The sequence below is a fragment of the Pantoea sp. SO10 genome (genome assembly GCF_005281435.1).
Taxonomy (GTDB): domain Bacteria; phylum Pseudomonadota; class Gammaproteobacteria; order Enterobacterales; family Enterobacteriaceae; genus Pantoea; species Pantoea leporis.
The window spans coordinates 859,961-885,909 of sequence record NZ_CP040095.1 but is presented as its reverse complement, the minus strand read 5'-3'; the positions used below and the strand labels follow the sequence as shown (position 1 = coordinate 885,909).

General features: G+C 54.1%; 20 protein-coding genes, 2 tRNA genes and 3 rRNA genes. 9 read left to right on the top strand and 16 right to left on the bottom strand.

Going from position 1 to position 25,949, the window contains the following annotated elements; genetic code table 11:
* Nucleotides 1–25: 25 nt before the first annotated feature.
* A complete protein-coding gene (gene yafC, locus FCN45_RS03990) occupies nucleotides 26–934 on the top strand; it encodes a DNA-binding transcriptional regulator YafC (protein ID WP_137385202.1) in 909 nt (302 codons plus the stop codon).
* Between the two features lie 15 nt (nucleotides 935–949).
* Here the strand turns inward: yafC and dkgB are convergent, their stop codons facing one another.
* The 7 genes from dkgB to gmhB form a co-directional block, all read right to left on the bottom strand.
* A complete protein-coding gene (gene dkgB, locus FCN45_RS03985; RefSeq protein ID WP_137385201.1) occupies nucleotides 950–1,753 on the bottom strand; it encodes a 2,5-didehydrogluconate reductase DkgB in 804 nt (267 codons plus the stop codon).
* 170 nt (nucleotides 1,754–1,923) lie between these two features.
* Nucleotides 1,924–2,000, bottom strand: a tRNA-Asp gene (locus FCN45_RS03980).
* A gap of 102 nt (nucleotides 2,001–2,102) precedes the next feature.
* Nucleotides 2,103–2,218 (bottom strand): 5S ribosomal RNA (rrf, locus tag FCN45_RS03975).
* 106 nt (nucleotides 2,219–2,324) lie between these two features.
* Nucleotides 2,325–5,230: ribosomal RNA gene (locus tag FCN45_RS03970) — 23S ribosomal RNA — on the bottom strand.
* A gap of 215 nt (nucleotides 5,231–5,445) precedes the next feature.
* A tRNA-Glu gene (locus tag FCN45_RS03965) sits at nucleotides 5,446–5,520 on the bottom strand.
* A gap of 88 nt (nucleotides 5,521–5,608) precedes the next feature.
* Nucleotides 5,609–7,147: ribosomal RNA gene (locus FCN45_RS03960) — 16S ribosomal RNA — on the bottom strand.
* The 16S, 23S and 5S rRNA genes sit together here with 2 tRNA genes alongside, the layout of an rRNA operon.
* A gap of 410 nt (nucleotides 7,148–7,557) precedes the next feature.
* Entirely contained in the window at nucleotides 7,558–8,118 is a 561-nt protein-coding gene (gmhB, locus tag FCN45_RS03955; RefSeq protein ID WP_137385200.1) for a D-glycero-beta-D-manno-heptose 1,7-bisphosphate 7-phosphatase, read from the bottom strand.
* 187 nt (nucleotides 8,119–8,305) lie between these two features.
* On the opposite strand from gmhB, the gene metN reads away from it, so the two are divergent.
* The 6 genes from metN (at nucleotide 8,306) to proS (ending at nucleotide 13,879) form a co-directional block, all read left to right on the top strand.
* On the top strand, nucleotides 8,306–9,337 hold the full coding sequence (gene metN, locus FCN45_RS03950) for a methionine ABC transporter ATP-binding protein MetN (protein ID WP_101762027.1): 1,032 nt from the start codon (nucleotides 8,306–8,308) through the stop codon (nucleotides 9,335–9,337).
* Nucleotides 9,330–9,983, top strand: a complete 654-nt coding sequence (locus FCN45_RS03945; protein ID WP_101762028.1) for a methionine ABC transporter permease MetI — start codon at nucleotides 9,330–9,332, stop codon at nucleotides 9,981–9,983. The genes metN and FCN45_RS03945 overlap by 8 nt, the downstream gene beginning before the upstream one ends.
* 37 nt (nucleotides 9,984–10,020) lie before the next feature.
* On the top strand, nucleotides 10,021–10,836 hold the full coding sequence (locus FCN45_RS03940) for a MetQ/NlpA family lipoprotein (protein ID WP_110867582.1): 816 nt from the start codon (nucleotides 10,021–10,023) through the stop codon (nucleotides 10,834–10,836).
* A 129-nt stretch (nucleotides 10,837–10,965) separates the two neighbouring features.
* Complete coding sequence (rcsF, locus tag FCN45_RS03935; protein ID WP_101762030.1) at nucleotides 10,966–11,367, top strand: Rcs stress response system protein RcsF; 402 nt, start codon at nucleotides 10,966–10,968, stop codon at nucleotides 11,365–11,367.
* Entirely contained in the window at nucleotides 11,364–12,071 is a 708-nt protein-coding gene (gene tsaA, locus FCN45_RS03930) for a tRNA (N6-threonylcarbamoyladenosine(37)-N6)-methyltransferase TrmO (RefSeq protein ID WP_137385199.1), read from the top strand. The genes rcsF and tsaA overlap by 4 nt, the downstream gene beginning before the upstream one ends.
* 89 nt (nucleotides 12,072–12,160) lie before the next feature.
* Nucleotides 12,161–13,879 carry a proline--tRNA ligase gene (gene proS, locus FCN45_RS03925; protein ID WP_110867580.1) on the top strand — a complete coding sequence of 573 codons (1,719 nt, stop codon included), beginning with the start codon at nucleotides 12,161–12,163 and terminating at the stop codon, nucleotides 13,877–13,879.
* A 30-nt stretch (nucleotides 13,880–13,909) separates the two neighbouring features.
* Here proS and arfB read toward each other — a convergent pair whose 3' ends face one another.
* Nucleotides 13,910–14,320 (bottom strand): alternative ribosome rescue aminoacyl-tRNA hydrolase ArfB, encoded by a 411-nt coding sequence (arfB, locus tag FCN45_RS03920; protein WP_137385198.1) that lies wholly within the window; start codon nucleotides 14,318–14,320, stop codon nucleotides 13,910–13,912.
* A gap of 214 nt (nucleotides 14,321–14,534) precedes the next feature.
* On the opposite strand from arfB, the gene FCN45_RS03915 reads away from it, so the two are divergent.
* Nucleotides 14,535–14,735: a YaeP family protein gene (locus FCN45_RS03915; protein WP_036622231.1), complete on the top strand. Its 201-nt coding sequence runs from the start codon at nucleotides 14,535–14,537 to the stop codon at nucleotides 14,733–14,735.
* Complete coding sequence (gene rof, locus FCN45_RS03910; RefSeq protein ID WP_101762034.1) at nucleotides 14,722–14,985, top strand: Rho-binding antiterminator; 264 nt, start codon at nucleotides 14,722–14,724, stop codon at nucleotides 14,983–14,985. The genes FCN45_RS03915 and rof overlap by 14 nt, the downstream gene beginning before the upstream one ends.
* Nucleotides 14,986–15,024: 39 nt before the next feature.
* On the opposite strand, the gene FCN45_RS03905 is transcribed toward rof, so the two are convergent.
* The 8 genes from FCN45_RS03905 to lpxB form a co-directional block, all read right to left on the bottom strand.
* Nucleotides 15,025–15,333, bottom strand: a complete 309-nt coding sequence (locus FCN45_RS03905; protein WP_101762035.1) for a cytochrome c — start codon at nucleotides 15,331–15,333, stop codon at nucleotides 15,025–15,027.
* A gap of 14 nt (nucleotides 15,334–15,347) precedes the next feature.
* Nucleotides 15,348–16,649, bottom strand: coding sequence for a tRNA lysidine(34) synthetase TilS (tilS, locus tag FCN45_RS03900; protein ID WP_137385197.1), 1,302 nt, complete (start codon nucleotides 16,647–16,649; stop codon nucleotides 15,348–15,350).
* 54 nt (nucleotides 16,650–16,703) lie between these two features.
* Nucleotides 16,704–17,093: a VOC family protein gene (locus tag FCN45_RS03895; RefSeq protein ID WP_008108470.1), complete on the bottom strand. Its 390-nt coding sequence runs from the start codon at nucleotides 17,091–17,093 to the stop codon at nucleotides 16,704–16,706.
* Nucleotides 17,094–17,168: 75 nt separating this feature from the next.
* Nucleotides 17,169–19,319, bottom strand: coding sequence for a lysine decarboxylase LdcC (locus FCN45_RS03890; RefSeq protein WP_137385196.1), 2,151 nt, complete (start codon nucleotides 19,317–19,319; stop codon nucleotides 17,169–17,171).
* A 375-nt stretch (nucleotides 19,320–19,694) separates the two neighbouring features.
* Nucleotides 19,695–20,654, bottom strand: coding sequence for an acetyl-CoA carboxylase carboxyl transferase subunit alpha (accA, locus tag FCN45_RS03885; RefSeq protein ID WP_101762038.1), 960 nt, complete (start codon nucleotides 20,652–20,654; stop codon nucleotides 19,695–19,697).
* 12 nt (nucleotides 20,655–20,666) lie between these two features.
* Nucleotides 20,667–24,149, bottom strand: coding sequence for a DNA polymerase III subunit alpha (gene dnaE, locus FCN45_RS03880; protein WP_137385195.1), 3,483 nt, complete (start codon nucleotides 24,147–24,149; stop codon nucleotides 20,667–20,669).
* Between the two features lie 31 nt (nucleotides 24,150–24,180).
* Entirely contained in the window at nucleotides 24,181–24,807 is a 627-nt protein-coding gene (rnhB, locus tag FCN45_RS03875) for a ribonuclease HII (protein ID WP_137385194.1), read from the bottom strand.
* Complete coding sequence (gene lpxB, locus FCN45_RS03870) at nucleotides 24,800–25,948, bottom strand: lipid-A-disaccharide synthase (RefSeq protein WP_101762041.1); 1,149 nt, start codon at nucleotides 25,946–25,948, stop codon at nucleotides 24,800–24,802. Before lpxB ends, rnhB begins: the two co-directional genes overlap by 8 nt.
* Nucleotide 25,949 lies beyond the last annotated feature (1 nt).

Here is a 25,949-nt window from a genome sequence, read left to right as displayed (position 1 = left end):
GTGGACTTTTGCTTTTGGAGGGATAATGAAAGCATCGTCAGATGAGCTTAAAGTGTTTATCGCTGTAGTGGAGAGCGGCAGCTTTAGTCGCGCTGCAGAACAGTTGCAGATGGCCAATTCAGCGGTGAGTCGCACGGTTAAAAAACTGGAGAATAAGCTGGGTGTCGCGCTCTTAACGCGTACTACGCGTCAGCTAGCGCTCACTCATGAGGGCGAGCATTATTTTCGCCGCGTGCAAAAGTTGATGCAGGAGATGTCAACCGCCGAGAGCGAGTTGATTGAGCGTCAGATGGCGCCTCAGGGCGTACTGCGTATTGATGCTGCTACACCCGTAATTCTGCATCTGTTGCTACCGATGATTAAACCCTTTCGTGAGCGCTATCCCAATGTCACACTATCGCTCATATCTTCAGAGAGCTTTATTAACCTCATCGAACGTAAAGTCGATGTGGCGATTCGCGCTGGCAATTTGACGGATTCTACACTGCGCGCTCGTTTGCTCTTTATAAGCTATCGCAAATTAGTGGCGACGCCGGCTTATCTGGCGAAATATGGTGTCCCTGCATCAACAGCTGATTTGGCTCAGCATGAATGCCTTGGCTTCGTTGAAACGCCACGCTTAAATCGCTGGCCAGTCGCAGATGAAGGTGGCGATCTTTATGACATCACTCCAGGAATGTCATCTAACAGCGGCGAAACGCTTAAACAGCTAGTGCTAGGCGACCAAGGTATCGCGTGTTTATCAGATTTTATGGTAGATAAAGAGATAGCCGATGGTACTTTTATTGAACTGCTTGCTGAACAGCGTATCCCAGTTGAGATGCCTTTTAATGCAGTCTATTACAGTGACTTAGGAGTTAGCCAACGCGTTAGGGCGTTTATCGATTTTCTGAGTGAATGGGTTAAAGCTCAGCCCTGGCGAGTGCAGGGCTGAAAAGGGATGCAGCGATTAATCCCAGTCTGGCGCCAAACCTTCTGGACCCACTAAGCGCTGATGACGATCCAGCGCGGCAATATTTGCCATATCTTGATCGTCTAGCTGCAGATCAACCGCTGTCATGTTGCTCGCCAGGTTTTCACGTTTGGTTGATGACGGGATCACCGCGTAACCTAACTTCATCGCCCATGCCAAAACAACCTGTGCCGGAGTAGCTTTGTGCTTCTGTGCAATGGTATTAATTACCTCATCCTTCAGCGCTTCTCCATAAGCTAACGTCATGTAAGAAGTGATGTGAAGACCATTCTTTTTAGCAAAATCAACCACCTGCCGATTCTGCAGAAAGGGATGCAGCTCAATCTGGTTAGTCGCTATATTTTCCAGGCCAACCGCGTCAATCGCCTCTTTCATCAAAGCAATTGGGAAGTTTGAGATACCAATTTGCCGCGTCAGGCCTGCTTCTTTTGCTGCCATCAATGCCAACATGCTCTCTTTTACCGATACCGCCGATCCGGGAGAAGGCCAGTGGATTAAAGTGAGATCGACATAATCGGTGCGCAGTTTCGCCAGACTTTCTTTCAAGCTGGGAATCAACTTCTCAGCCGAAAGATTCTCAATCCAGATTTTGGTGGTAATAAACAAGTCGCCACGTACTACACCACTCTCAGCGATCGCCAGGCCCACAGCCGCTTCATTTTCATAGATTTGCGCAGTATCAATTGTGCGATAGCCAAGTTCCAACGCAGTTTTAACTGAATGGATTACAACGTCATCTTGCAGGCGGAAAGTACCTAAACCAAAGGCGGGGATTGTCATGATTTCCTCATCGTATAGCGTTATGTTTCGATGGGAATTATTTTGGCAGGTTTATTGTTGCTGAAAAATCCGTTTATAAGCAGAAGAATTTTGATTTTTTATCAACAATAATGAAAAAAATTGCAGATATGAAAAAGCCCTGACTTTTCAGTCAGGGCTTATCAATTAAGTGGCGGAACGGACGGGGCTCGAACCCGCGACCCCCTGCGTGACAGGCAGGTATTCTAACCAACTGAACTACCGCTCCACCGATTCTGTACTGATATCAGACAATCGTTCTGATTCCAGGTGTTTCGCCCTTCCCGCGTCACAGGGAAGGTCACGACCCGGTAACGGGTCTTAAATTGATGCCTGGCAGTTCCCTACTCTCGCATGGGGAGGCCCCACACTACCATCGGCGCTACGGCGTTTCACTTCTGAGTTCGGCATGGGGTCAGGTGGGACCACCGCGCTAAAGCCGCCAGGCAAATTCTTTGTGCAAAAACGAATAACATTCGCCTCCGCTGATTCTTTAATCCGTAAACAAGCTGAAAATATCCGGTCTCTCAGACCAAAACGCCTCTGGCGTTGTAAGGTTAAGCCTCACGGGTCATTAGTACCGGTTAGCTCAACGCATCGCTGCGCTTACACACCCGGCCTATCAACGTCGTAGTCTTCAACGTCCCTTCAGGACCCTCAAGGGGTCAGGGAGAACTCATCTCGGGGCAAGTTTCGTGCTTAGATGCTTTCAGCACTTATCTTTTCCGCACTTAGCTACCGGGCAGTGCCATTGGCATGACAACCCGAACACCAGTGGTGCGTTCACTCCGGTCCTCTCGTACTAGGAGCAACCCCCCTCAATTCTCCAGCGCCCACGGCAGATAGGGACCGAACTGTCTCACGACGTTCTAAACCCAGCTCGCGTACCACTTTAAACGGCGAACAGCCGTACCCTTGGGACCTACTTCAGCCCCAGGATGTGATGAGCCGACATCGAGGTGCCAAACACCGCCGTCGATATGAACTCTTGGGCGGTATCAGCCTGTTATCCCCGGAGTACCTTTTATCCGTTGAGCGATGGCCCTTCCATTCAGAACCACCGGATCACTATGACCTGCTTTCGCACCTGCTCGAGCCGTCACTCTCGCAGTCAAGCTGGCTTATGCCATTGCACTAACCTCCTGATGTCCGACCAGGATTAGCCAACCTTCGTGCTCCTCCGTTACTCTTTGGGAGGAGACCGCCCCAGTCAAACTACCCACCAGACACTGTCCGCAGCCCGGATTACGGGCCTACGTTAGAACATCAAACATTAAAGGGTGGTATTTCAAGGTTGGCTCCACGCAGACTGGCGTCCACGCTTCAAAGCCTCCCACCTATCCTACACATCAAGGCTCAATGTTCAGTGTCAAGCTATAGTAAAGGTTCACGGGGTCTTTCCGTCTTGCCGCGGGTACACTGCATCTTCACAGCGATTTCAATTTCACTGAGTCTCGGGTGGAGACAGCCTGGCCATCATTACGCCATTCGTGCAGGTCGGAACTTACCCGACAAGGAATTTCGCTACCTTAGGACCGTTATAGTTACGGCCGCCGTTTACCGGGGCTTCGATCAAGAGCTTCTCCTTGCGGATAACCCCATCAATTAACCTTCCGGCACCGGGCAGGCGTCACACCGTATACGTCCACTTTCGTGTTTGCACAGTGCTGTGTTTTTAATAAACAGTTGCAGCCAGCTGGTATCTTCGACTGCCTTCAGCTCCATCCGCGAGGGACTTCACCTGATGACAGCGTGCCTTCTCCCGAAGTTACGGCACCATTTTGCCTAGTTCCTTCACCCGAGTTCTCTCAAGCGCCTTGGTATTCTCTACCTGACCACCTGTGTCGGTTTGGGGTACGATTTCGTGTTACCTGGAGCTTAGAGGCTTTTCCTGGAAGCAGGGCATCAGTTACTTCACCACCGTGGTGGCTCGTCGTCACGCCTCAGCGTTAATAAGAGTCCGGATTTACCTGAACTCTCCGCCTACACGCTTAAACCGGGACAACCGTCGCCCGGATAACCTAGCCTTCTCCGTCCCCCCTTCGCAGTAACACCAAGTGCAGGAATATTAACCTGCTTCCCATCGACTACGCTTTTCAGCCTCGCCTTAGGGGTCGACTCACCCTGCTCCGATTAACGTTGAACAGGAACCCTTGGTCTTCCGGCGAGCGGGCTTTTCACCCGCTTTATCGTTACTTATGTCAGCATTCGCACTTCTGATACCTCCAGCATGCCTCACAGCACACCTTCAACGGCTTACAGAACGCTCCCCTACCCAACAACGCATACGCGTCGCTGCCGCAGCTTCGGTGCATGGTTTAGCCCCGTTACATCTTCCGCGCAGGCCGACTCGACCAGTGAGCTATTACGCTTTCTTTAAATGATGGCTGCTTCTAAGCCAACATCCTGGCTGTCTGTGCCTTCCCACATCGTTTCCCACTTAACCATGACTTTGGGACCTTAGCTGGCGGTCTGGGTTGTTTCCCTCTTCACGACGGACGTTAGCACCCGCCGTGTGTCTCCCGTGATAACATTCTCCGGTATTCGCAGTTTGCATCGGGTTGGTAAGCCGGGATGGCCCCCTAGCCGAAACAGTGCTCTACCCCCGGAGATGAGTTCACGAGGCGCTACCTAAATAGCTTTCGGGGAGAACCAGCTATCTCCCGGTTTGATTGGCCTTTCACCCCCAGCCACAAGTCATCCGCTAATTTTTCAACATTAGTCGGTTCGGTCCTCCAGTTAGTGTTACCCAACCTTCAACCTGCCCATGGCTAGATCACCGGGTTTCGGGTCTATACCCTGCAACTTAACGCCCAGTTAAGACTCGGTTTCCCTGCGGCTCCCCTATACGGTTAACCTTGCTACAGAATATAAGTCGCTGACCCATTATACAAAAGGTACGCAGTCACCCCATAAAGAGGCTCCCACTGCTTGTACGTACACGGTTTCAGGTTCTGTTTCACTCCCCTCGCCGGGGTTCTTTTCGCCTTTCCCTCACGGTACTGGTTCACTATCGGTCAGTCAGGAGTATTTAGCCTTGGAGGATGGTCCCCCCATATTCAGACAGGATACCACGTGTCCCGCCCTACTCTTCGAACTCACAATCTGTGCACTTTCGTGTACGGGGCTGTCACCCGGTATCGCGCGACTTTCCAGACGCTTCCACTAACGCACAAACTGATTCAGGTTCTGGGCTGTTCCCCGTTCGCTCGCCGCTACTGGGGGAATCTCGGTTGATTTCTTTTCCTCCGGGTACTTAGATGTTTCAGTTCCCCGGGTTCGCCTCGCAACACTATGTATTCATGTTGCGATGATGCACTGGGTGCACCGGGTTTCCCCATTCGGACATCGTCGGCTGTAGCGGTTCATATCACCTTACCGACGCTTTACGCAGATTAGCACGTCCTTCATCGCCTCTGACTGCCAGGGCATCCACCGTGTACGCTTAGTCGCTTAACCTCACAACCCACAGGCGTTTTGCAACGCGCGCAGACTGCAAGCATTTGAGAGACTCGAACATATCGCCGCTTCATTCTTATTACGGAGAATGAAGACGATACGTCGTTTCAATTTTCAGCTTGTTCCGGATTGTTAAAGAGCAGTATCTCAGACGCAGCTCGTAAGCTTCGTTTGAGATACGTCGTGGAGACACCTTTCACCTGTCACCAAGCAAGTGGCGTCCCCTAGGGGATTCGAACCCCTGTTGCCGCCGTGAAAGGGCGGAGTCCTAACCGCTAGACGAAGGGGACACGATAGTGTCACGACTTCGCAGCCGTCTTGCTCATTACTTTCTATCAGACAATCTGTGTGAGCACTTCGCGGGAAGGTATCTTCAGGTAAGGAGGTGATCCAACCGCAGGTTCCCCTACGGTTACCTTGTTACGACTTCACCCCAGTCATGAATCACAAAGTGGTAAGCGCCCTCCCGAAGGTTAAGCTACCTACTTCTTTTGCAACCCACTCCCATGGTGTGACGGGCGGTGTGTACAAGGCCCGGGAACGTATTCACCGTAGCATTCTGATCTACGATTACTAGCGATTCCGACTTCACGGAGTCGAGTTGCAGACTCCGATCCGGACTACGACGCACTTTATGAGGTCCGCTTGCTCTCGCGAGGTCGCTTCTCTTTGTATGCGCCATTGTAGCACGTGTGTAGCCCTACTCGTAAGGGCCATGATGACTTGACGTCATCCCCACCTTCCTCCAGTTTATCACTGGCAGTCTCCTTTGAGTTCCCGGCCGAACCGCTGGCAACAAAGGATAAGGGTTGCGCTCGTTGCGGGACTTAACCCAACATTTCACAACACGAGCTGACGACAGCCATGCAGCACCTGTCTCAGAGTTCCCGAAGGCACCAAAGCATCTCTGCTAAGTTCTCTGGATGTCAAGAGTAGGTAAGGTTCTTCGCGTTGCATCGAATTAAACCACATGCTCCACCGCTTGTGCGGGCCCCCGTCAATTCATTTGAGTTTTAACCTTGCGGCCGTACTCCCCAGGCGGTCGACTTAACGCGTTAGCTCCGGAAGCCACTCCTCAAGGGAACAACCTCCAAGTCGACATCGTTTACGGCGTGGACTACCAGGGTATCTAATCCTGTTTGCTCCCCACGCTTTCGCACCTGAGCGTCAGTCTTTGTCCAGGGGGCCGCCTTCGCCACCGGTATTCCTCCAGATCTCTACGCATTTCACCGCTACACCTGGAATTCTACCCCCTCTACAAGACTCCAGCCTGCCAGTTTCGAATGCAGTTCCCAGGTTAAGCCCGGGGATTTCACATCCGACTTGACAGACCGCCTGCGTGCGCTTTACGCCCAGTAATTCCGATTAACGCTTGCACCCTCCGTATTACCGCGGCTGCTGGCACGGAGTTAGCCGGTGCTTCTTCTGCGGGTAACGTCAATCGGTGAAGCTATTAACTTCACCGCCTTCCTCCCCGCTGAAAGTACTTTACAACCCGAAGGCCTTCTTCATACACGCGGCATGGCTGCATCAGGCTTGCGCCCATTGTGCAATATTCCCCACTGCTGCCTCCCGTAGGAGTCTGGACCGTGTCTCAGTTCCAGTGTGGCTGGTCATCCTCTCAGACCAGCTAGGGATCGTCGCCTAGGTGAGCCATTACCCCACCTACTAGCTAATCCCATCTGGGCACATCCGATGGTGTGAGGCCCGAAGGTCCCCCACTTTGGTCTTGCGACGTTATGCGGTATTAGCTACCGTTTCCAGTAGTTATCCCCCTCCATCGGGCAGTTTCCCAGACGTTACTCACCCGTCCGCCACTCGTCACCCGAGAGCAAGCTCTCTGTGCTACCGTTCGACTTGCATGTGTTAGGCCTGCCGCCAGCGTTCAATCTGAGCCATGATCAAACTCTTCAATTTAAGTTTGATTTGCTGAAACCAGTTCAGCGGTGCTCATCTGTAAAACGTCATAATGAATTTCATTATGTGTTCACTCGTGAGGCTTTGATATTTTTTTTGCGTCCGGAGACGCTGATATCAATCCTGCGAGTGCCCACACAGATTGTCTGATAAATTGTTAAAGAGCGTTGCGAACAGCGGCTGAACCGTCTGTCGCGAGGTGGCGTATACTACGCTACTCTCCTTCGGAGTCAAACACTTTTTTCAGCGCTTTCATCCGGCGGGATGAATTTCTTCACTCCCTGCCAAGCCGTCTGCGTTGCCGCTTTGCCGTCTCAGTGGTGGCGCATTATAGGGAGTTATTCGGAGCTGACAAGTGCAAATTTCAAGTTTTTTGCTGTTCGCTTGAAATTTGCGCAAAAGACCCGTTTTCAGGCCTTTTTGATGCGTGCTGGCAGCTCTGCCAGACTGTTAATCACCCAATCCGCCACTGCTTCCCCTTCTGCCGTTACCGGCTTGCCACTACGCACCAGCACTTTGGTACCCACACCCGCTGCTAACGCCGCCTGCATATCTTCTATTTTGTCGCCTACCATATAAGAAGAAGCCATATCGATATCCAGATGCTGCTGCGCGGAGAGCAACATGCCCGGCTGCGGCTTACGGCAATCACACTGCTGGCGATACGCTTCTACCGTGGCATCTGGCAAATGCGGACAGAAATAGATGCCATCCAAATCAACATCACGATCGGCCAGCGACCAATCCATCCATTCTGTGAGTTGCATAAACTGGTCTTCGGTAAACATGCCACGCGCAATGCCCGACTGGTTAGTCACCAGTACCAGCGCATAGCCCATCTTCTTTAACGCCTGTAGCGCTTCGATGGTGCCATTAATGAATTCGAAATTATCGATTTCATGAACATAGCCGTGATCAACATTCAATGTGCCATCACGATCAAGAAAAATAGCCGGGACTTTGTTCGCCACGTAGAAACTCCTGCTGAAAATGTGTCGCTAAGTATCGCATGATTGCGTATAGCGAGAGAATGGCAGTTTGAATGACTTCCATTGATTTAGCCGTCTGGATGCCTTAACATCCATCCAAATTTCGCACAGCCCTGCTGAGTGAAGCCCGATACACCACGGATTATGCAACACGATAATAAATAAACTAATGATTAAACTCGAAAATATCACCAAAGTGTTCCAGCAAGGCTCACGCACCATTCAGGCGCTATCCAACGTCAGCCTGCATGTGCCTGCTGGACAGATCTATGGCGTCATCGGTTCCTCCGGTGCCGGTAAAAGTACCCTGATTCGCTGCGTCAATCTGCTGGAGCGCCCAACCTCCGGACGCGTGCTGGTTGATGGCCAGGAATTAACCACCCTTTCTTCTGGCCAATTGACGCTGGCACGCCGCCAGATTGGCATGATTTTCCAGCACTTTAATCTGATGAACTCCCGCACCGTCTCCGGTAACGTGGCGCTGCCATTAGAGTTAGGCAATCTTTCGCGCGAACAGATAAAGAAGCGCGTTAGCGAATTGCTGGATCTGGTGGGATTATCAGACAAGCATGATAGCTGGCCAGCGAATCTCTCTGGCGGACAAAAGCAGCGTGTTGCGATTGCCCGCGCACTGGCGAGCAATCCTAAGGTGCTGCTGTGTGATGAAGCCACCAGCGCACTGGATCCTGCAACCACGCGTTCGATTCTGGAGCTGCTTAAGGACATTAACCGTCGTCTGGGCATTACCATTCTATTGATCACCCATGAAATGGATGTGGTGAAACGCATCTGCGATCAGGTTGCGGTGATCAGCAATGGTGAGTTAATTGAAAAAGACAGCGTGAGCGAAGTGTTTTCGCATCCGAAAACGCCGCTGGCGCAACAATTTATTCAATCGACGCTGCATCTGGATATCCCCGACGACTACCAGCAACGCATGGCGCCACAGCCAACAGCTGATAGCGTGCCGCTGCTGCGTCTGGAGTTCACCGGCAAATCGGTGGATGCTCCGCTACTGTCAGAATCGGCTCGACGCTTTAACGTTAATAACAACATCATCAGTGCGCAGATGGATTACGCCGGCGGCGTGAAGTTCGGCATCATGCTGGCTGAGATGGATGGCAGTGAAACAGATACACAAGCCGCGATTGCCTGGCTGAAAGAAAATCATGTGAAAGTAGAGGTGTTGGGTTATGTCTGAAGCGATGATGTGGTTACTGACGCGTGGCGTCTGGGAAACGCTGATGATGACCTTCGTCTCTGGTTTCTTTGGTTTTGTCCTCGGTCTTCCGATTGGCGTGCTGCTGTATGTGACGCGTCCCGGCCAGATTCTGGCCAACAACGCGCTTTATCGCGTGCTGTCGGCGCTGGTGAATATCTTCCGTTCGATTCCGTTCATTATCCTGCTGGTATGGATGATTCCGTTCACCCGCGCCATAGTCGGCACCTCGATTGGCTTGCAAGCCGCGATTGTGCCGCTAACCGTCGGCGCCGCGCCGTTTATTGCACGTATGGTGGAAAACGCCCTGCTGGAACTGCCAACCGGATTGATCGAAGCATCTCGCGCCATGGGCGCCACCCCGCTGCAGATCGTGCGTAAAGTCCTGCTGCCGGAAGCGCTGCCAGGTCTGGTGAATGCCGCTACAATTACCCTGATTACGCTGGTTGGCTACTCCGCAATGGGCGGAGCGGTTGGCGCAGGCGGTTTGGGCCAGATTGGCTATCAATACGGTTACATTGGCTATAACGCCACCGTAATGAACACCGTGCTGGTTTTGCTGGTTGTGCTGGTCTATTTAATCCAATTCTGTGGCGACCGCATTGTACGTGCTGTGTCCCATAAGTAAGCAAGCAACATCAATAGTCCTCTATTAAGGAAAGGATATGTCTTTTACATTTAAAAAGATTGCCGCTGTGGGTGCTCTGATTGGCGCAATTGCGCTGGCAGGATGCGATCAGAAAGCAAAAGATCCAAACCACATTAAAGTGGGTGTGATTGTCGGCGCTGAACAGCAGGTTGCTGAAACTGCAGTGAAAGTGGCGAAAGAGAAATATGGCCTCGATGTTGAGCTAGTGACCTTTAACGATTACGTGCTGCCAAACGAAGCGCTGAGCAAAGGTGATATTGACGTTAACGCCTTCCAGCATAAGCCGTATCTGGATCAGCAGATCAAAGATCGCGGTTACAAGCTGGCCATTGTGGCGAACACCTTCGTTTACCCAATCGCCGGCTACTCGAAGAAAATCAAATCACTGGATGAACTGCAGGACGGTTCACAGGTTGCTATCCCGAACGATCCAACCAACCTGGGACGTTCACTGTTGCTGCTGCAGAAAGTCGGCCTGATCAAACTGAAAGATGGCGTTGGCCTGCTGCCAACCTCACTGGATATCACTGAGAACCCGAAAAAGCTGAAGATCGTTGAGCTGGAAGCGCCGCAGCTGCCACGTTCACTTGACGATCAGCAGATCGCACTGGCGGTGATCAACACCACGTACGCCAGCCAGATTGGTCTGACGCCAGCGAAAGATGGCATCTTCGTGGAAGACAAAGATTCACCTTACGTGAACCTGATTGTCAGCCGCGAAGACAACAAAGACGCTGAGAACGTGAAGAAGTTTGTGCAGGCTTACCAATCAGACGAAGTGTCTGAAGCGGCCAACAAGATCTTCAACGGCGGCGCAGTGAAAGGCTGGTAATGTTCACCTTTCATGCCTTGCAGGGCGGCTTCGGCCGCCCTTTCTTTTGCCATAAATTGCACCTGACTTGTTATTTATTGTCGTCCTTGTTTCAATAACGCCACTTTTTTATTACTTGAGGATGTTGCCATGCGTTTTTTACCGCTCTGCTTGTTAGCATTGATGCTAACCGGGTGTGTGCGTGAATATCACCCGATAAGCAGTGCTCCTTCTCGTCCGCAACAGGCATCCAGCGAACCACAACGTAAACCGACTCCACGTCCCGCGCCGGTGAAGATCTACACCGATGCGACCGATCTGGTCAGCAACCCGTTCCGCGATTTGGGCGAAGTCTCTGCTGAAGATTGCCAGAGCAGCAGCCAGGATTCGCCTCCTAACATCAACACCGCGCGCAAGCGCCTGCAGATTCGCGCAGCCGGCATGAAAGCCAACGCCGTCCTGCTGCATAAGTGCGAAATTGTCACCAGCACGCCGGGATGCTATCGCCAGGCCATTTGCCAGGGCTCCGCACTGAAAGTATCAAATCAATGAGTGAGTTTGCCTTTGCGCAAATCGGCGTAATTCGTTCGCCGTGGAAAGAGAAGTTTGCCGTCCCGCGCCAGCCCGGTCTGGTGCAGGATGGCGGCGGCGAGCTGCATCTGCTACCACCTTACAATCAGCCGGAAGCGGTGCGCGGGCTGGAAGCGTTTAGTCATTTGTGGGTGCTGTTTGTGTTCCACCAAACGATGGAAGGTGGCTGGCGTCCGACCGTGCGTCCCCCGCGCCTCGGTGGCAATGCGCGTATGGGCGTGTTTGCCACCCGTTCAACCTTCCGCCCCAATCCTATCGGCATGTCGCTGGTTGAGTTAAAAGGCATTCGCTGCGAGAAGCAGCAGGTGATCTTGCAGCTCGGCAGCCTCGATTTAGTCGATGGCACGCCGGTGGTGGATATCAAACCTTATCTGCCGTTCGCCGAAGCGCTGCCTGATGCGCGCGCCGGGTTTGCGCAGGCGGCGCCTGATGCCACCATGCCGGTGTGCTTTTCGCCGCTGGCGCAGAGCCAGCTTCAGCTGCAGCAGAAAACCCATCCGCAGCTAGCGCGTTTCATTAGCGAAGTGCTGGCACAGGATCCGCGCCCGGCTTACCGTAAAGGTGAGACGGAAGATCGTGAATATGCCGCCTGGCTACTCGACTTTAACGTGCGCTGGCGCATTGATGAGGCAGGAACCGAGGTGATCGCCCTCGATCCCCGTTAAAACCCGCTTTTGAGTGATTGATCTCGCTGGTACACTAGCCGCCAGAAAAATTTTGTCAGTTTCCTTCCGTATAACTGGAATCGTAATCAATGCGTACTACTCAATATCTGCTCTCCACTCTGAAGGAGACACCTTCCGATGCAGAAGTGATCAGCCACCAGCTGATGCTGCGCGCCGGCATGATCCGCAAACTGGCTTCCGGTCTCTACACCTGGTTGCCGACCGGGATTCGCGTGCTGCGAAAAGTTGAAAACATCGTGCGTGAAGAGATGAACAACGCCGGTGCGATTGAGATCTCCATGCCGGTGGTTCAGCCTGCCGATCTGTGGGAAGAGAGCGGCCGTTGGGAGCAATACGGCCCGGAACTGCTGCGCATTAAAGATCGTCACGAACGTCCCTTCGTGCTGGGTCCAACCCACGAAGAAGTGGTCACCGATTTGATTCGCAACGAGCTGAGCTCTTATAAACAGCTGCCGCTCAATCTGTATCAGATCCAGACCAAATTCCGCGATGAAGTGCGCCCGCGTTTTGGTGTGATGCGTTCACGCGAGTTCATCATGAAAGATGCTTACTCGTTCCACACCACGCAGGAATCGCTGCAGGAAACCTACGACGCGATGTACCGCGCCTACAGCCAGAGCTTCAGCCGTATGGGCCTGGATTTCCGCGCCGTACAAGCTGACACCGGTTCTATCGGCGGCAGCGCATCACATGAATTCCAGGTGCTGGCGCTGAGCGGTGAAGATGACGTGATCTTCTCCAGCGAATCCGATTACGCGGCCAACATTGAAAAAGCCGAGGCCTTAGCGCCGGCTGGCGAGCGTCCGCAGGCCACAGAAGCCATGACGCAGTTCGATACGCCAAACGCCAAGACTATCGCCGAGCTGGTTGAGCAACATCAGTTGCCGATTGAGAAAACCGTTAAGACGCTGTTCGTCAAAGCCACCGAAGAGAGCGGCCACACGCTGGTTGCCCTGCTGCTGCGCGGCGATCATCAGCTGAACGAAATTAAAGCGGAGAAGCTGGATATCGTCGCTGAACCGCTGGAGATGGCGAGCGAAGAACAGATTCGCGCGCTGCTGGGTGCCGGTCCAGGCTCGCTCGGCCCGGTCGGTTTGACCATGCCAGTGATCGCCGATCGTACTGTGGCAAAAACAGCTGACTTCTGCGCGGGTGCCAACATTGATGGCAAACACCTGAGCGGCATCAACTGGGGCCGCGATCTGCCAGAACCGCGCGTGGAAGATATCCGTAACGTGGTGGAAGGCGATCCAAGCCCAGACGGCAAAGGTACGCTGCTGATTAAACGCGGTATCGAAGTGGGCCACATCTTCCAGCTGGGTACCAAGTACTCCGAAGCGATGAAAGCAGCGGTTCAGGGCGAAGATGGTCGTAACCAGGTGATGACCATGGGCTGCTACGGCATCGGTATCACGCGCGTTGTGGCGGCGGCAATTGAGCAGAACAACGACGAGCGTGGCATCATCTGGCCTGCGGCATTGGCACCGTTTGAAGTGGCCATTCTGCCAATGAATATGCACAAATCTTTCCGTGTGCAGCAGTTGGCTGAAGAGCTGTACAACACGCTGCGTGCCAAAGGCATTGACGTGATTCTGGATGACCGTAAAGAGCGTCCAGGCGTGATGTTCGCGGATATGGAGCTGATTGGCGTGCCGCACACCATCGTAATTGGCGATCGTAATCTCGATAACGAAGAGATTGAGTACAAGGCGCGTACCGCCAGCGAGAAGCAGATGATTAAGCAACATGACATCGTCGACTTCCTGGTGAAAGCACTCAACAAGTAACGCTAAAACGCCTCCAGCCGGAGGCGTTTTTTATTTCACCTTTCCACGCATCGCCTTCACGTTACTGCGCCGCGTTTTACCTTCCAGCCGCCTCACTTTAGAGCCGTGCGTCGGTTTGGTCGCACGCCGCACTTTTTCCACCGTGGTTAACTCCCGAATCAGATTTATCAGCCGCTGCACGGCCGCTTCCCGATTCATTTCCTGGCTGCGATGTTCCTGTGCTTTGATGATCACCACGCCTTCCGCGGTAATCAAATGATGGCTCGCCGCCAGCAGTCGCTCTTTATAAAACGGCGGCAGCGATGAGGCATGAATATCAAATCGCAGGTGAATCGCCGTCGACGTTTTATTCACATGCTGGCCACCGGCACCTTGCGCACGGATGGCACTGAGTTCCACTTCATTATCTGCAAGTGAAAGCGATCGAGACAGCACAATCATCTGTCACCTACCGTTTGGCTCGACGTTGCGTCGCGTAATAACCTGTTCATCAACTTAACCTTTTGTGCGCACGCTGAATGCATAAGACCAGCGCGAAATGTCACTTTTGCCCATTTGCTTGCATCATTCCCGTGACGACCGGGCTGATTTCGATGAAATTCCTGTGATATAGTCGCCTATCATCCAGAGTATCAACTCTGCTGAGGAGGTGTATGTGCAAAAGTATTGTGAGTTAGTTCGCCAGAAGTATGCCGAAATTGGTAGCGGCGACCTTGGGTATGTGCCAGACGCCATAGGTTGTGCGTTGAAGGCTCTCAACGATATTGCCGCTGATTCTGCGCTAAACTCTTCTCTCAGGGAACAAGCAGCGTATGCCGCTGCAAACTTATTGGTGAGCGACTATGTTGACGAATGAAGCCTACAAACCCATCAACTGCGATGATTACGACAACCTTGAACTCGCCTGCCAAAAACATTGGACGCTGTCGTTAGAGTTAAAAAACGGCGATCAGCTCAAGGCCAAAGCCGTGGACATGGTCTCACGTAAAAACGTCGAGTACCTTGCCGTCGATCTTTCAGGCGAGACCCGCGAAGTGCGGCTCGACCACATCGCCAGCTTCACACATCCGGAGCTGGGCACCGTCGTCGTCAGCGAAGACGAGTAAAACCTCTCTCGGGCGGGAATCACATCCCGCCCACCTCGCTTAAGGTTTTAACGAACTGTAATACGCCGATAAATCTGCCATATCCTGATCGCTCAATCCCGCTACAAACGCTTTCATCACTTCCGCCTGGCCGCCGCTCCGCTCGCCTTTTTTATAGGCTTGCAGTGAATGCAGCAGATAAGGCGCATGTTGCCCGGCCAGATTGGGATAAAGCGGCACCGCGCTTTTGCCCTCCGCACCGTGACACGCCATACAGCTTGCCGCTTTTTGCGCCCCCGCATTCACATCGCCGTCGGCCAACGCCGGCAGCGCCGCAGCGAATAACGCCGCGGCCATCCAAAGTTTCATCATTGCTCTCCATTTTATTGTTGTGGTGACCAGATCGCCTGCCAGCCTTGCTCGTTGCTGGCTGCGCCTTCGCGGGTAATAAACAGCCCCGGCGCGCTAATTAACGTCTGGTTAAAATAAATCAACGGAATACGTTCGCGCTGCCAGGGCGCAACGCCCAGCTCTTGCCACAGCTTCTTCATCTCGCGGCCACCTGCGCGCCCCTGTATATGATAATAACCCTGCGCCTGGAAGCGGATCGTGATCGCTTCATCCGCTGCAGGCTGGCGCAGCTCGGCAATCCACGCATTCGCGTGCAGCGAACCTAAACCAGCGGGTAAATTAAGCGGCTGCGTGCGGTCTTGCCAGGTTAGCAAGTGCTGACTAAGTGAAGGCTGCGGCGGTAACCAATAGAGTTGCTGGCGATAGCGGCGCAGCTCAAAAGCGCCGAAACGCAAACAAGGTTTGGCGTCTTCACGGCTGTTGATGACTTCATCGGTGATGCGTTTCAATGCCTCGCGCGAAGGCATCGCGCCGCCCTGTTGAGCAATCCAGCGGCGTAAAAGCGCATGACGCCGCGCTTCGCTCATGTTCATTAACGGCGGGAAGTGCAGTGCGCCCTGCGCATCGCTAAGCTGCGCCAGCTGTTCCGCCAGCAACTCGTCGAGCAGTTGCTCCTGCTCGCCACAGAGCGCGGCGCTGCGTGCACTGGCGGCACTGAAGTGCGGCCAGCGCGCCTGCAGCTGCGGCAGAATCTGCTGACGCAGGAAGTTGCGGTCATAGCGGCTATCGGCGTTGCTTTCATCTTCAATCCAGCGCAGTTGATGCTCGGTAGCATAGTTTTCCAGCTGCTGACGGCTAACGTCGAGCAACGGACGCAGATGCCGATGTTCACCCATGCTGCGCTGCAGCGGCATCGCGGCCAAACCCGCCGGTCCGCTGCCGCGTTTTAACGCCAGCAGCAACGTTTCCGCCTGATCGTCAAGGTGCTGAGCGGTAAGTAAGTGTTCACCGGGTTGCAGATGCTGAAACAGCGCCTGATAGCGTGCTTCGCGGGCAGCCGCTTCAATGCCGTTGGCGCGGCCATCAACCTGCACATGCAGCACTTCACAGGGAATCTGCCACTGCTGGCAAACTTGCTGGCAATGCAGCGCCCAGCTATCGGCATTCGGGCTAAGACCATGATGGACGTGTAACGCGCGCACGCGTAGCGCTGGCTGCTGACGTTGCCAGCAGACCAATTGATGCAGTAGCACGGTGGAATCAAGTCCGCCGCTGAACGCCAGCACATAGCCAGCGTCGGGTGTCAGCAGCGAAGCAAGATGAGATAAAGACATGAGCGCGTTCCGTCCGGGCGAGCCACCGAATTGCGGCTCGCGGCGGACGCTAGTTTACGCCTGATACAGCTCCAGCGGCAAACCATCCGGATCGGGGAAGAAGGTGCAGGCTTTACCGGTTAACGCATCGATACGAATCGGCTCACACGTCACGCCCTTCTCCGCCAGCGCCGCTATGGACTGCTCAACATCCTCAACGCAAAACGCCAGATGACGCAGGCCGCAGGCTTCCGGTCCACTAACGCGTGGCGGCGGCGAGGGGAAAGAGAACAGTTCGATGGTATAAACCCCGTTCAGGCCAAGATCGCCTTTCCACGAGTCACGCTCGGCGCGGTAATATTCACCCAACAATTCAAAGCCCAGCACATCACAATAAAACGCCTTACTGCGCTGATAATCGGTGGCAATAATGGCGATGTGATGGATCTGTTTAATCTGCAGCATAGCGACTCCGGTTTTCACATAAGCCGCTTACCCTACGTGGCAAATGCGACGATGAAAAGAGGTGATTGTCCTAAGTTAGCCTTCATCATCTTCACGCAATACGCGCACCAGATAGCGCCCATCGTCCGTCAACGTCGCACCGTGAATGTCGGTCTCGAAGCCGGGATAGTGCCGGCCGATGGTGCAGAGCATCAGCAGAAAATCGAGTACGGAACGGCTCTCTTCGGTGATCATCTCGCCCGGCATCACCACCGGCACGCCAGGCGGATACGGCAGAATCATGTTGGCGGAAATGCGCCCCACCAGTTCGCGAATATCCACCGTTTCCACCTGACCTTTTACCTGGCGCTGAAATGCCTGATGCGGCGTCATCTTCATCTCCGGCAGTACGTCGAACGCTTTCAACATCAGGCGAGGCAGATCATGTTGCAGGATCAATTGATGAATACCCTGCGCCAGCGTTTGAATGCGCATGTTGCGGTAGAAGTCGGGATCTTCAGCGTAGAGATCCGGCAACATGTTTTTCACGCGCAGGTTGAGATCGTATGCACGCTTAAACTCCGTCAGCCCACGCAGCACGCTCATCGCTTTGGTTTTATCGATGCCGATGCTGAACAGGAACAGCAGATTGTATGGCCCGGTTTTCTCCACCACGATGCCGCGCTGATCGAGGAACTTCGCCACCAGCGCGGCTGGAATGCCCTCTTCCGCCATGTTACCCAGCTCGCTCATGCCCGGCGTCAGAATGGTGACTTTGATCGGATCGAGATACATATGATCGCGATCGGCATGGGTGAAACCGTGCCAATCCTCCTCGCCCGGCTGGATCGGCCAGCATTCGGCCTGATCGACCTGCTCCGGCTGCCAGATATCAAAGAACCAGCCGTCAGACTCTTCCCGCAAGCGTTGAATCTCACGACGGAAATGGAGCGCACGTTCAACCGAGCGGTTGATCAGTCGCTTACCCGGATTGCCGCGCAGCATCGCCGCCGCGGTTTCAATCGACGAGACAATCGCGTAGCTCGGCGAGGTGGTGGTGTGCATCATGTAGGCTTCGTTGAAGGTGTGCTCGTCGTAATCGCCTTTGATGTGAATCAGCGAAGCCTGCGAGAACGCCGCTAACAGTTTGTGCGTCGATTGCGTTTCATAAATCACTTTGCCGGGAATACGATCGCCGCTCATGCCGCTTTTACCGGCATAGATCGGATGGAAATTGGTGTACGGCACCCACGCAGAATCAAAGTGGATCGATGGCACATCCAACGTCTGTTTGATGAACTGCGTGTTGTACAGCAGGCCATCGTAGGTTGAGTTGGTGATTACCGCATGCACCGGCCAGCTGGCACGCGGCGTGGCGTTGACCTTTTGCTGGATGCTGTCACGCGTAAACTCGCGCTGCGGAATGCCGCCCAGAATGCCCAGCGCGTTGCGCGTCGGTTTGAGCCAGATTGGGATGATGTCGCTCATCATCAGCAAATGGGTCAGCGATTTATGGCAGTTGCGGTCAATCAGCACCGTGCTACCCACAGGCGCCGCATACATGCCGACGATTTTGTTCGAGGTCGAGGTGCCGTTGGTCACCATGTAGCTTTGCTCAGCGCCAAAGGTGCGCGCAACGTACTCCTCCGCTTCCAGATGCGGGCCGGTGTGATCGAGCAATGAACCCAATTCCGTGACCGAGATCGAGACATCCGCTTTTAAGGTGTTCGAGCCAAAGAAGTCATAAAACAGGCTGCCCACCGGGCTTTTCTGGAAGGCGCTGCCGCCCATGTGACCCGGCGTGCAGAAGGTGTATTTGCCCTCTTTGACGTAGGTGAACAACGCTTTAGTTAGCGGCGGCGTGATGTTATCGATGTACTCATCGGTGTACTGACGAATATGCAGCGCGATGTCATCGGCAGCGCTCAGGGCATACTCGAAGAAGTGCAGCGCCATGCGCATCTCGTTGATGCTGACATCCATCTGCGAATGGGTGTTGATGAAGGCATAGAGCGGCAGATATTCATTAAGCTGATTGATGTCGCTACACAGCGCCAGACTGTAATCGTCCCAGTCAAAAATCACACCGCAGATACGCGGATTGTGTTCAATCAACTTCAGCAGGTCGCTGGCATTATTGGGGTAAACGGTTTGGAAGCCTTGCAGCTTGAGGGCAGCATCCAGTTCGCGAATAGGCTCATCTTTGTAGAAAGCGCCGTGCGGTCCCATGATCGCAATAATATTCAATGCTCACCTCCTGTGGTGTTGTGGCACTGAATAAGGATAGCGAAAACCGCGCGCGGATAAACCTGGAATGCTCTGCTGTTGAGTGATTGCAACCGAATGCTAATGCACCAGAAAAGCCACGATCAAGCCAAAGGGGACAGGAAAGACCAGCCCGAAGAGCAAAGCGTCCGAGCCATGGATGGCGAGGCCGATCTGCATGGATGCAGTTATTCTTTGCGATCGGGCTGGTCTTTTCTGGACCTTGCACCGGAGTCACAGCGAAATCGTCGAACCAGTTAGCCATGGATGGCTACCCTACGGATGGCTGATCAGAATGGTGTTCGTTCGACATAAAAAAAGCGGACCAAGGTCCGCTTCTTGCTTAGATCTGATGTATCAAGCGTAGCCGTAGTTCATCAGGCGCTGATAGCGACGGTTGAGCAACTCTTCGGTGCTCAGCACATCGAGATCGGCCAGATCCGCCAGCAGTTGCTGCTTAAGAGAAGCCGCCATATCTACCGGTTGACGATGCGCGCCGCCCAGCGGTTCAGGAATGATGGAATCGATCAGCTTCAGCTCTTTCAGACGCTCAGCTGTGATACCCATCGCTTCCGCAGCCAGCGGAGCTTTATCGGCGCTTTTCCACAGGATCGACGCACAACCTTCCGGTGAAATCACCGAATAGGTGCTGTACTGCAGCATGTTGACTTTATCACCCACGCCGATTGCCAGCGCACCACCGGAACCGCCTTCGCCGATTACGGTACAAATCACCGGAATTTTCAGGCCAGACATTTCACGCAGGTTGCGTGCGATCGCTTCTGACTGACCGCGCTCTTCTGCACCCACGCCCGGATAAGCTCCCGGCGTATCGATGAAGGTGATCAGCGGCATCTTAAAGCGTTCAGCCATTTCCATCAGACGCAGCGCTTTGCGATAGCCTTCTGGTGCCGGCATACCGAAGTTACGACGAATTTTCTCTTTGGTTTCGCGACCTTTCTGATGACCAATGATCATCACTGGACGACCGTCAAGACGGGCAATACCGCCGACAATCGCTTTATCATCGGCATAAGCACGATCGCCAGCCAGTTCGTCGAAATCATCAAACGCGTTGCGGATATAGTCCAGTGTGTAAGGACGCAGCGGATGACGCGCGAGTTGCGCCACTTGCCATGCGCCTAAATCGGAGAAGATTTTACGGGTCAGCTCAACGCTTTTTTCGCGTAAACGCTGCACTTCCTCATCCAAATTAATATCGTGTTTCTCATCCGAACGGCCAATCGATTTTAACGAGTCGATTTTCGCTTCAAGCTCTGCGATTGGCTGTTCAAAATCCAGGTAATTAAGACTCATAATGTTCCTGTTTTAGTCAAACTCCAGTTCCACCTGCTCCGATCCTACTAACGACCGCAAATCGTTGAGTAAACGATCGCTGGGCGAAATACGCCACGCTGCACCAAAGCGTAGCTTCGCTCGCGCATCGGCTCTCTGATAGTAAAGATGCACCGGAATGGTCCCGGAACGATGAGGCTCCAGAGACTGGCGGAGACGGTTTAAAAGCTGGTCATCAATTTGCCTGTCCGTCAGCGAGATAGCAAGTCCGCGCGCGTATTTTTCCCGCGCTTCGTCGATGTCCATCACTTCTCGAGCGGTCATTTTAAGGCCACCGCTAAAGTCATCAAAGCTGACCTGTCCACTGACGATCAGGATACGGTCCTTCTCCAGCAACTGCTGGTATTTATCTAACGCATCGGTAAATAACATCACTTCAAGACGACCAGAACGATCGTCAATGGTACAAATACCAATTCGGTTACCGCGTTTAGTGACCATCACACGGGCGGCGATCACCAGCCCCGCCGCGACGGTTACTTTACCACGATCTGTCGGATGCATGTCTTTCAGCCGCATGCCGCCGACGTAACGCTCAATTTCTTTCAGATACTGGTTAATCGGATGTCCGGTAAGATAGAGACCTAAAGTCTCACGTTCGCCATCCAGTTGAATTTGTTCCGGCCACGGCGTGATGCTGGCGTACGATTTCTCTACCTGCTCTGGCTCTTCGGCCAGCACGCCAAACATATCGGCCTGGCCGATGGCTTCAGCTTTAGCATGCTGATCGGCCGCTTTTAATGCATCGCCGAGTGCACTCATCAAAGCCGCGCGATGCGGGCCGAGACGATCGAATGCGCCCGACATGATCAGTTTTTCCATTACGCGACGGTTGATCTTTTTGGTGTCGGTGCGCGCACAGAGATCAAACAGCTCTTTGAAGTAGCCGCCTTCATTACGCGCATCAATGATCGCTTCGATCGGGCCCTCACCCACGCCTTTGATCGCGCCGATGCCGTAAACGATCTCGCCTTCGTCATTGACGTGGAACGGATACAAACCGGCGTTGATGTCTGGCGGCAGCACTTTAAGGCCCATGCGCCAGCATTCGTCGACCAGGCCAACCACTTTCTCGGTGTTATCCATATCAGCGGTCATTACGGCCGCCATAAATTCTGCCGGATAGTGCGCTTTCAGCCACAGCGTTTGATAAGAAACCAGCGCGTAAGCGGCGGAGTGCGACTTGTTAAAGCCATAACCGGCAAATTTTTCTACCAGATCGAAGATTTTCATCGACAGCTCACCGTCGACGCCCATCTTCTCCGCACCGTCCCGGAACACCGAACGCTGCTTCGCCATCTCTTCGGGTTTCTTTTTACCCATCGCACGACGCAGCATGTCCGCGCCGCCCAGCGTATAGCCAGACAGCACCTGCGCAATCTGCATCACCTGTTCCTGATACAGAATGATGCCGTAGGTCGGCTCCAGCACCGGCTTCAGGGTTTCGTGCTGCCACTGAATATCCGGATAAGAGATCTCTTCGCGACCGTGCTTACGGTCAATGAAGTTATCTACCATGCCCGATTGCAGCGGTCCCGGACGGAATAGCGCCACCAGTGCGATCATATCTTCGAAGCAGTCAGGCTTCAGACGTTTGATCAGATCTTTCATGCCGCGCGATTCAAGCTGGAACACCGCCGTGGTTTCCGAGCGCTGCAGCATATCAAAGCTTTTCTTGTCATCCAGCGGAATGGCGGCGATATCAATCGGTGGCAAACCCTGCTTTTCACGGCGCGGGTTAATCATCTTCAGCGCCCAGTCGATGATGGTAAGCGTACGCAGGCCAAGGAAGTCAAACTTCACCAGCCCGGCATATTCCACGTCATTCTTATCAAACTGGGTAACCGGGAATTGCCCGTTTTCATCGCAGTAGAGCGGCGCAAAATCGGTGATTTTGGTCGGCGAGATCACCACACCACCGGCATGTTTACCGGCGTTACGCGTGACACCTTCCAGTTTGCGCGCCATGTCGATCAGCGCTTTCACCTCTTCATCAGCCTCGTAGATCTCCGGCAGCTGCGGTTCAGCCAGGAAGGCTTTCTCCAGCGTCATGCCCGGATCCGGCGGGATCAGTTTCGAGATACGATCAACAAAACCGTACGGATGACCGAGTACGCGTCCCACATCGCGGATGACCGCTTTCGCCGCCATGGTACCGAAGGTGATGATCTGCGATACCGCATCGCGTCCATACATATCGGCCACGTGATCGATCACCTGATCGCGCTTCTCCATGCAGAAGTCAACGTCAAAGTCAGGCATCGACACACGTTCCGGGTTCAGGAAACGTTCGAACAGCAGGTCAAACTCCAGCGGATCGATATCGGTGATTTTCAGCGCATACGCCACCAATGAACCGGCACCCGAACCGCGGCCTGGGCCGACGGGAATGCCGTTGTCCTTCGACCACTGAATAAACTCCATCACGATCAGGAAGTAGCCCGGGAAGCCCATCTGGTTGATAACAGTGAGTTCAATCTCCAGACGTTCATCATATTCCACGCGTTTTTCTGCGCGCACCGCCGGATCCGGGAAGAGGAATTCCATACGCTCTTCCAGGCCTTCACGTGACTTCGCCACGAGGAAGTCTTCAGTGCTCATGTCACCGGTGGGGAACTGCGGCAGGAAATATTCGCCGAGGCGCACCGTCACGTTACAGCGCTTAGCAATCTCTACGCTATTTTCCAGCGCTTCCGGAATGTCCGAGAACAGCTCGCACATCTCCTCTTCACTGCGCATATATTGCTGAGGACTGTAGTTGCGTGGACGCTTGGGATCGTCCAGCGTATAGCCGTCATGAATTGCGACGCGGATTTCATGCGCATCAAAATCTTCTTCATTCAGGAAGCACACTTCGTTGGTGGCAACGACGGGAATGCCTTCGGCCACCGCCAGCTCGACGGCGGCATGCAGATATGCTTCTTCATCGGCGCGACCGGTGCGCATTAATTCCAGGTAATAACGATTCGGGAAGTGTTCCTGATAAAAGCTTAAACACTGCGCCACCATTGCGCTATTGCCGCGCAGCAGACTGCGGCCCACGTCGCCGCGACGTCCGCCAGACAGCAGAATCAGGCCTTCGCCCAGCTCCAGCAGCCAGTCGCGATCGATGATTGGGCCCGCAATGCCGTAACCGCGCTGATATGCACGTGAAATCAGCAAGGTCAGGTTTTGATAACCGGTGTTATTGGCCGCCAGCAGCGTTAACTGTGTCAGCTCATCGCCCATCAATTCGCTGGCAACCTGGAAGTCAGCACCAATAATCGGCTTGATCCCCGCGCCGTGTGCGCTACCGTAAAAACGCACCAGCCCGCACAGGTTGATGTAATCGGTAATGGCAATCGCCGGCATGCCCAGCGCAGCCGCCTTCTTGACTAAGGGTCCGGTTTTCGCCAGACCATCAACCATGGAGTAATCACTGTGGACGCGCAGATGTATAAAACGAGGTTCAGCCATATCAGTTTCCGGTTAAAACAGCGTCAGGCTATTAAAGCGTAGTTGGCTGGCGGGCTGCCAGCACGTCGGCATCAATCAAGGCGTTACGCACCGGCGCAAAGCTGCGACGATGATGAGGTGTGGCGCCGTGCTGCGTCAGCTTTTCCATGTGCAGCGCGGTTGGATAGCCTTTGTGTTGCGCAAAGCCATATTGCGGGAACAGCAGATCCAGTTCGGTCATTTCACGATCGCGCGTGACTTTTGCGATGATCGAGGCGGCACTGATCGCTTGCACCAGGCTATCACCCTTCACCACCGCCTGCGAGGGCATCGGCAGCGCCGGGCAACGGTTGCCATCGATCAGTACGAAGTCCGGTGCAATGTGCAAACCCGCGACCGCGCGCTGCATCGCCAGCATGGTGGCGTGCAGAATATTGAGCTGATCGATCTCCTCTGGCTCGGCACGACCAAGGCTCCAGGCCAGCGCCTTCTCTGTGATCTCGTCATACAGCGCCAGACGACGCTTCTCGGAGAGCTTTTTCGAGTCGGCCAGTCCGGCAATCGGGTTGGCGGGATCGAGGATCACCGCCGCCGTGACCACGGCGCCAACCAGCGGGCCGCGCCCTACTTCATCAACGCCAGCAATCCGCTGCGCGTTGGGATAGATAAATTCAGCCATTGATAATCTCCAGTACCGCATCCGCCGCCTGCTCATCGGCATTCCAGCGAATCTGTTGATGCAGTTCGGTGAAGGTTTTCAGTAGCGCTTCGCGCTCCGGGCCAGCGTGCAGTAACGGCTCCAGCGCCGCGGCGAGCGCGTCGGGCTGGCATTCGTCCTGCAGCAACTCTTTCACCAGCTCGCGACCGGCCAGCAGATTTGGCAGGGAAACGTACGGTGTTTTTACCAGACGTTTTGCCAGCCAAAAAGTAGACGGCTTCATGCGATAACCGACCACCATCGGGCATTTCGCCAGCATGCACTCCAGCGCGGCGGTGCCAGACGCAAGAATAGCGGCATCGCTGGCCAGCATCGCCTGACGGCCTTTGCCATCCAGCAAATGCATCGGCAGTTCTGGCGCAACTTGCGCTTTGATCTGCTCAAACTGCGCGCGGCGTTTGGCGTTCACCAGCGGCACCACGATTTCCAGCGTGGGATAGCGCTGACGCAGCAGCTGCGCGGCGCGCAGGAAATCGGCGCTGAGCATTTCCACTTCGGCACCGCGACTGCCCGGCAACAAGCCAAGGCAAATCGCCTCGTCAGCAATGCCTAACTCCCGGCGCGCTGCCAGCTTATCGGGCTGCAGCGGCATCGCATCAGCCATAGTGTGGCCGATAAAGCGGCACGGCACGTTAAAACGATCGTAGAACGCTTTTTCAAACGGCAGAAATGCCAGCACCAGATTGGTGTTGCGGCCGATTTTGAAAACGCGCTTTTGACGCCACGCCCAAACCGAAGGGCTGACGTAATGAATAGTGCGAATGCCTGCGCGCTTGAGGCGACCTTCCAGCGTGATGTTGAAATCCGGCGCATCAATGCCCACGAACACATCCGGCTTGAGTTCGGTGAAGCGCTGCGTCAGGTCACGACGAATTTTCAGCAGACGCCGCAGGCGTCCCAGCACTTCGACGATGCCCATCACCGCCAGCTCTTCCATCTCATACCAGGCTTCGCAGCCTTCGGCCTGCATCAGCGGACCGGCCACGCCAACAAAGCGCGCATCAGGATGGCGCGCTTTTAACGCACGGATGAGACCTGCACCAAGAATATCGCCGGAGGTTTCTCCGGCGACCAGGGCAATCGTTAGGGGACGCGCTGACATG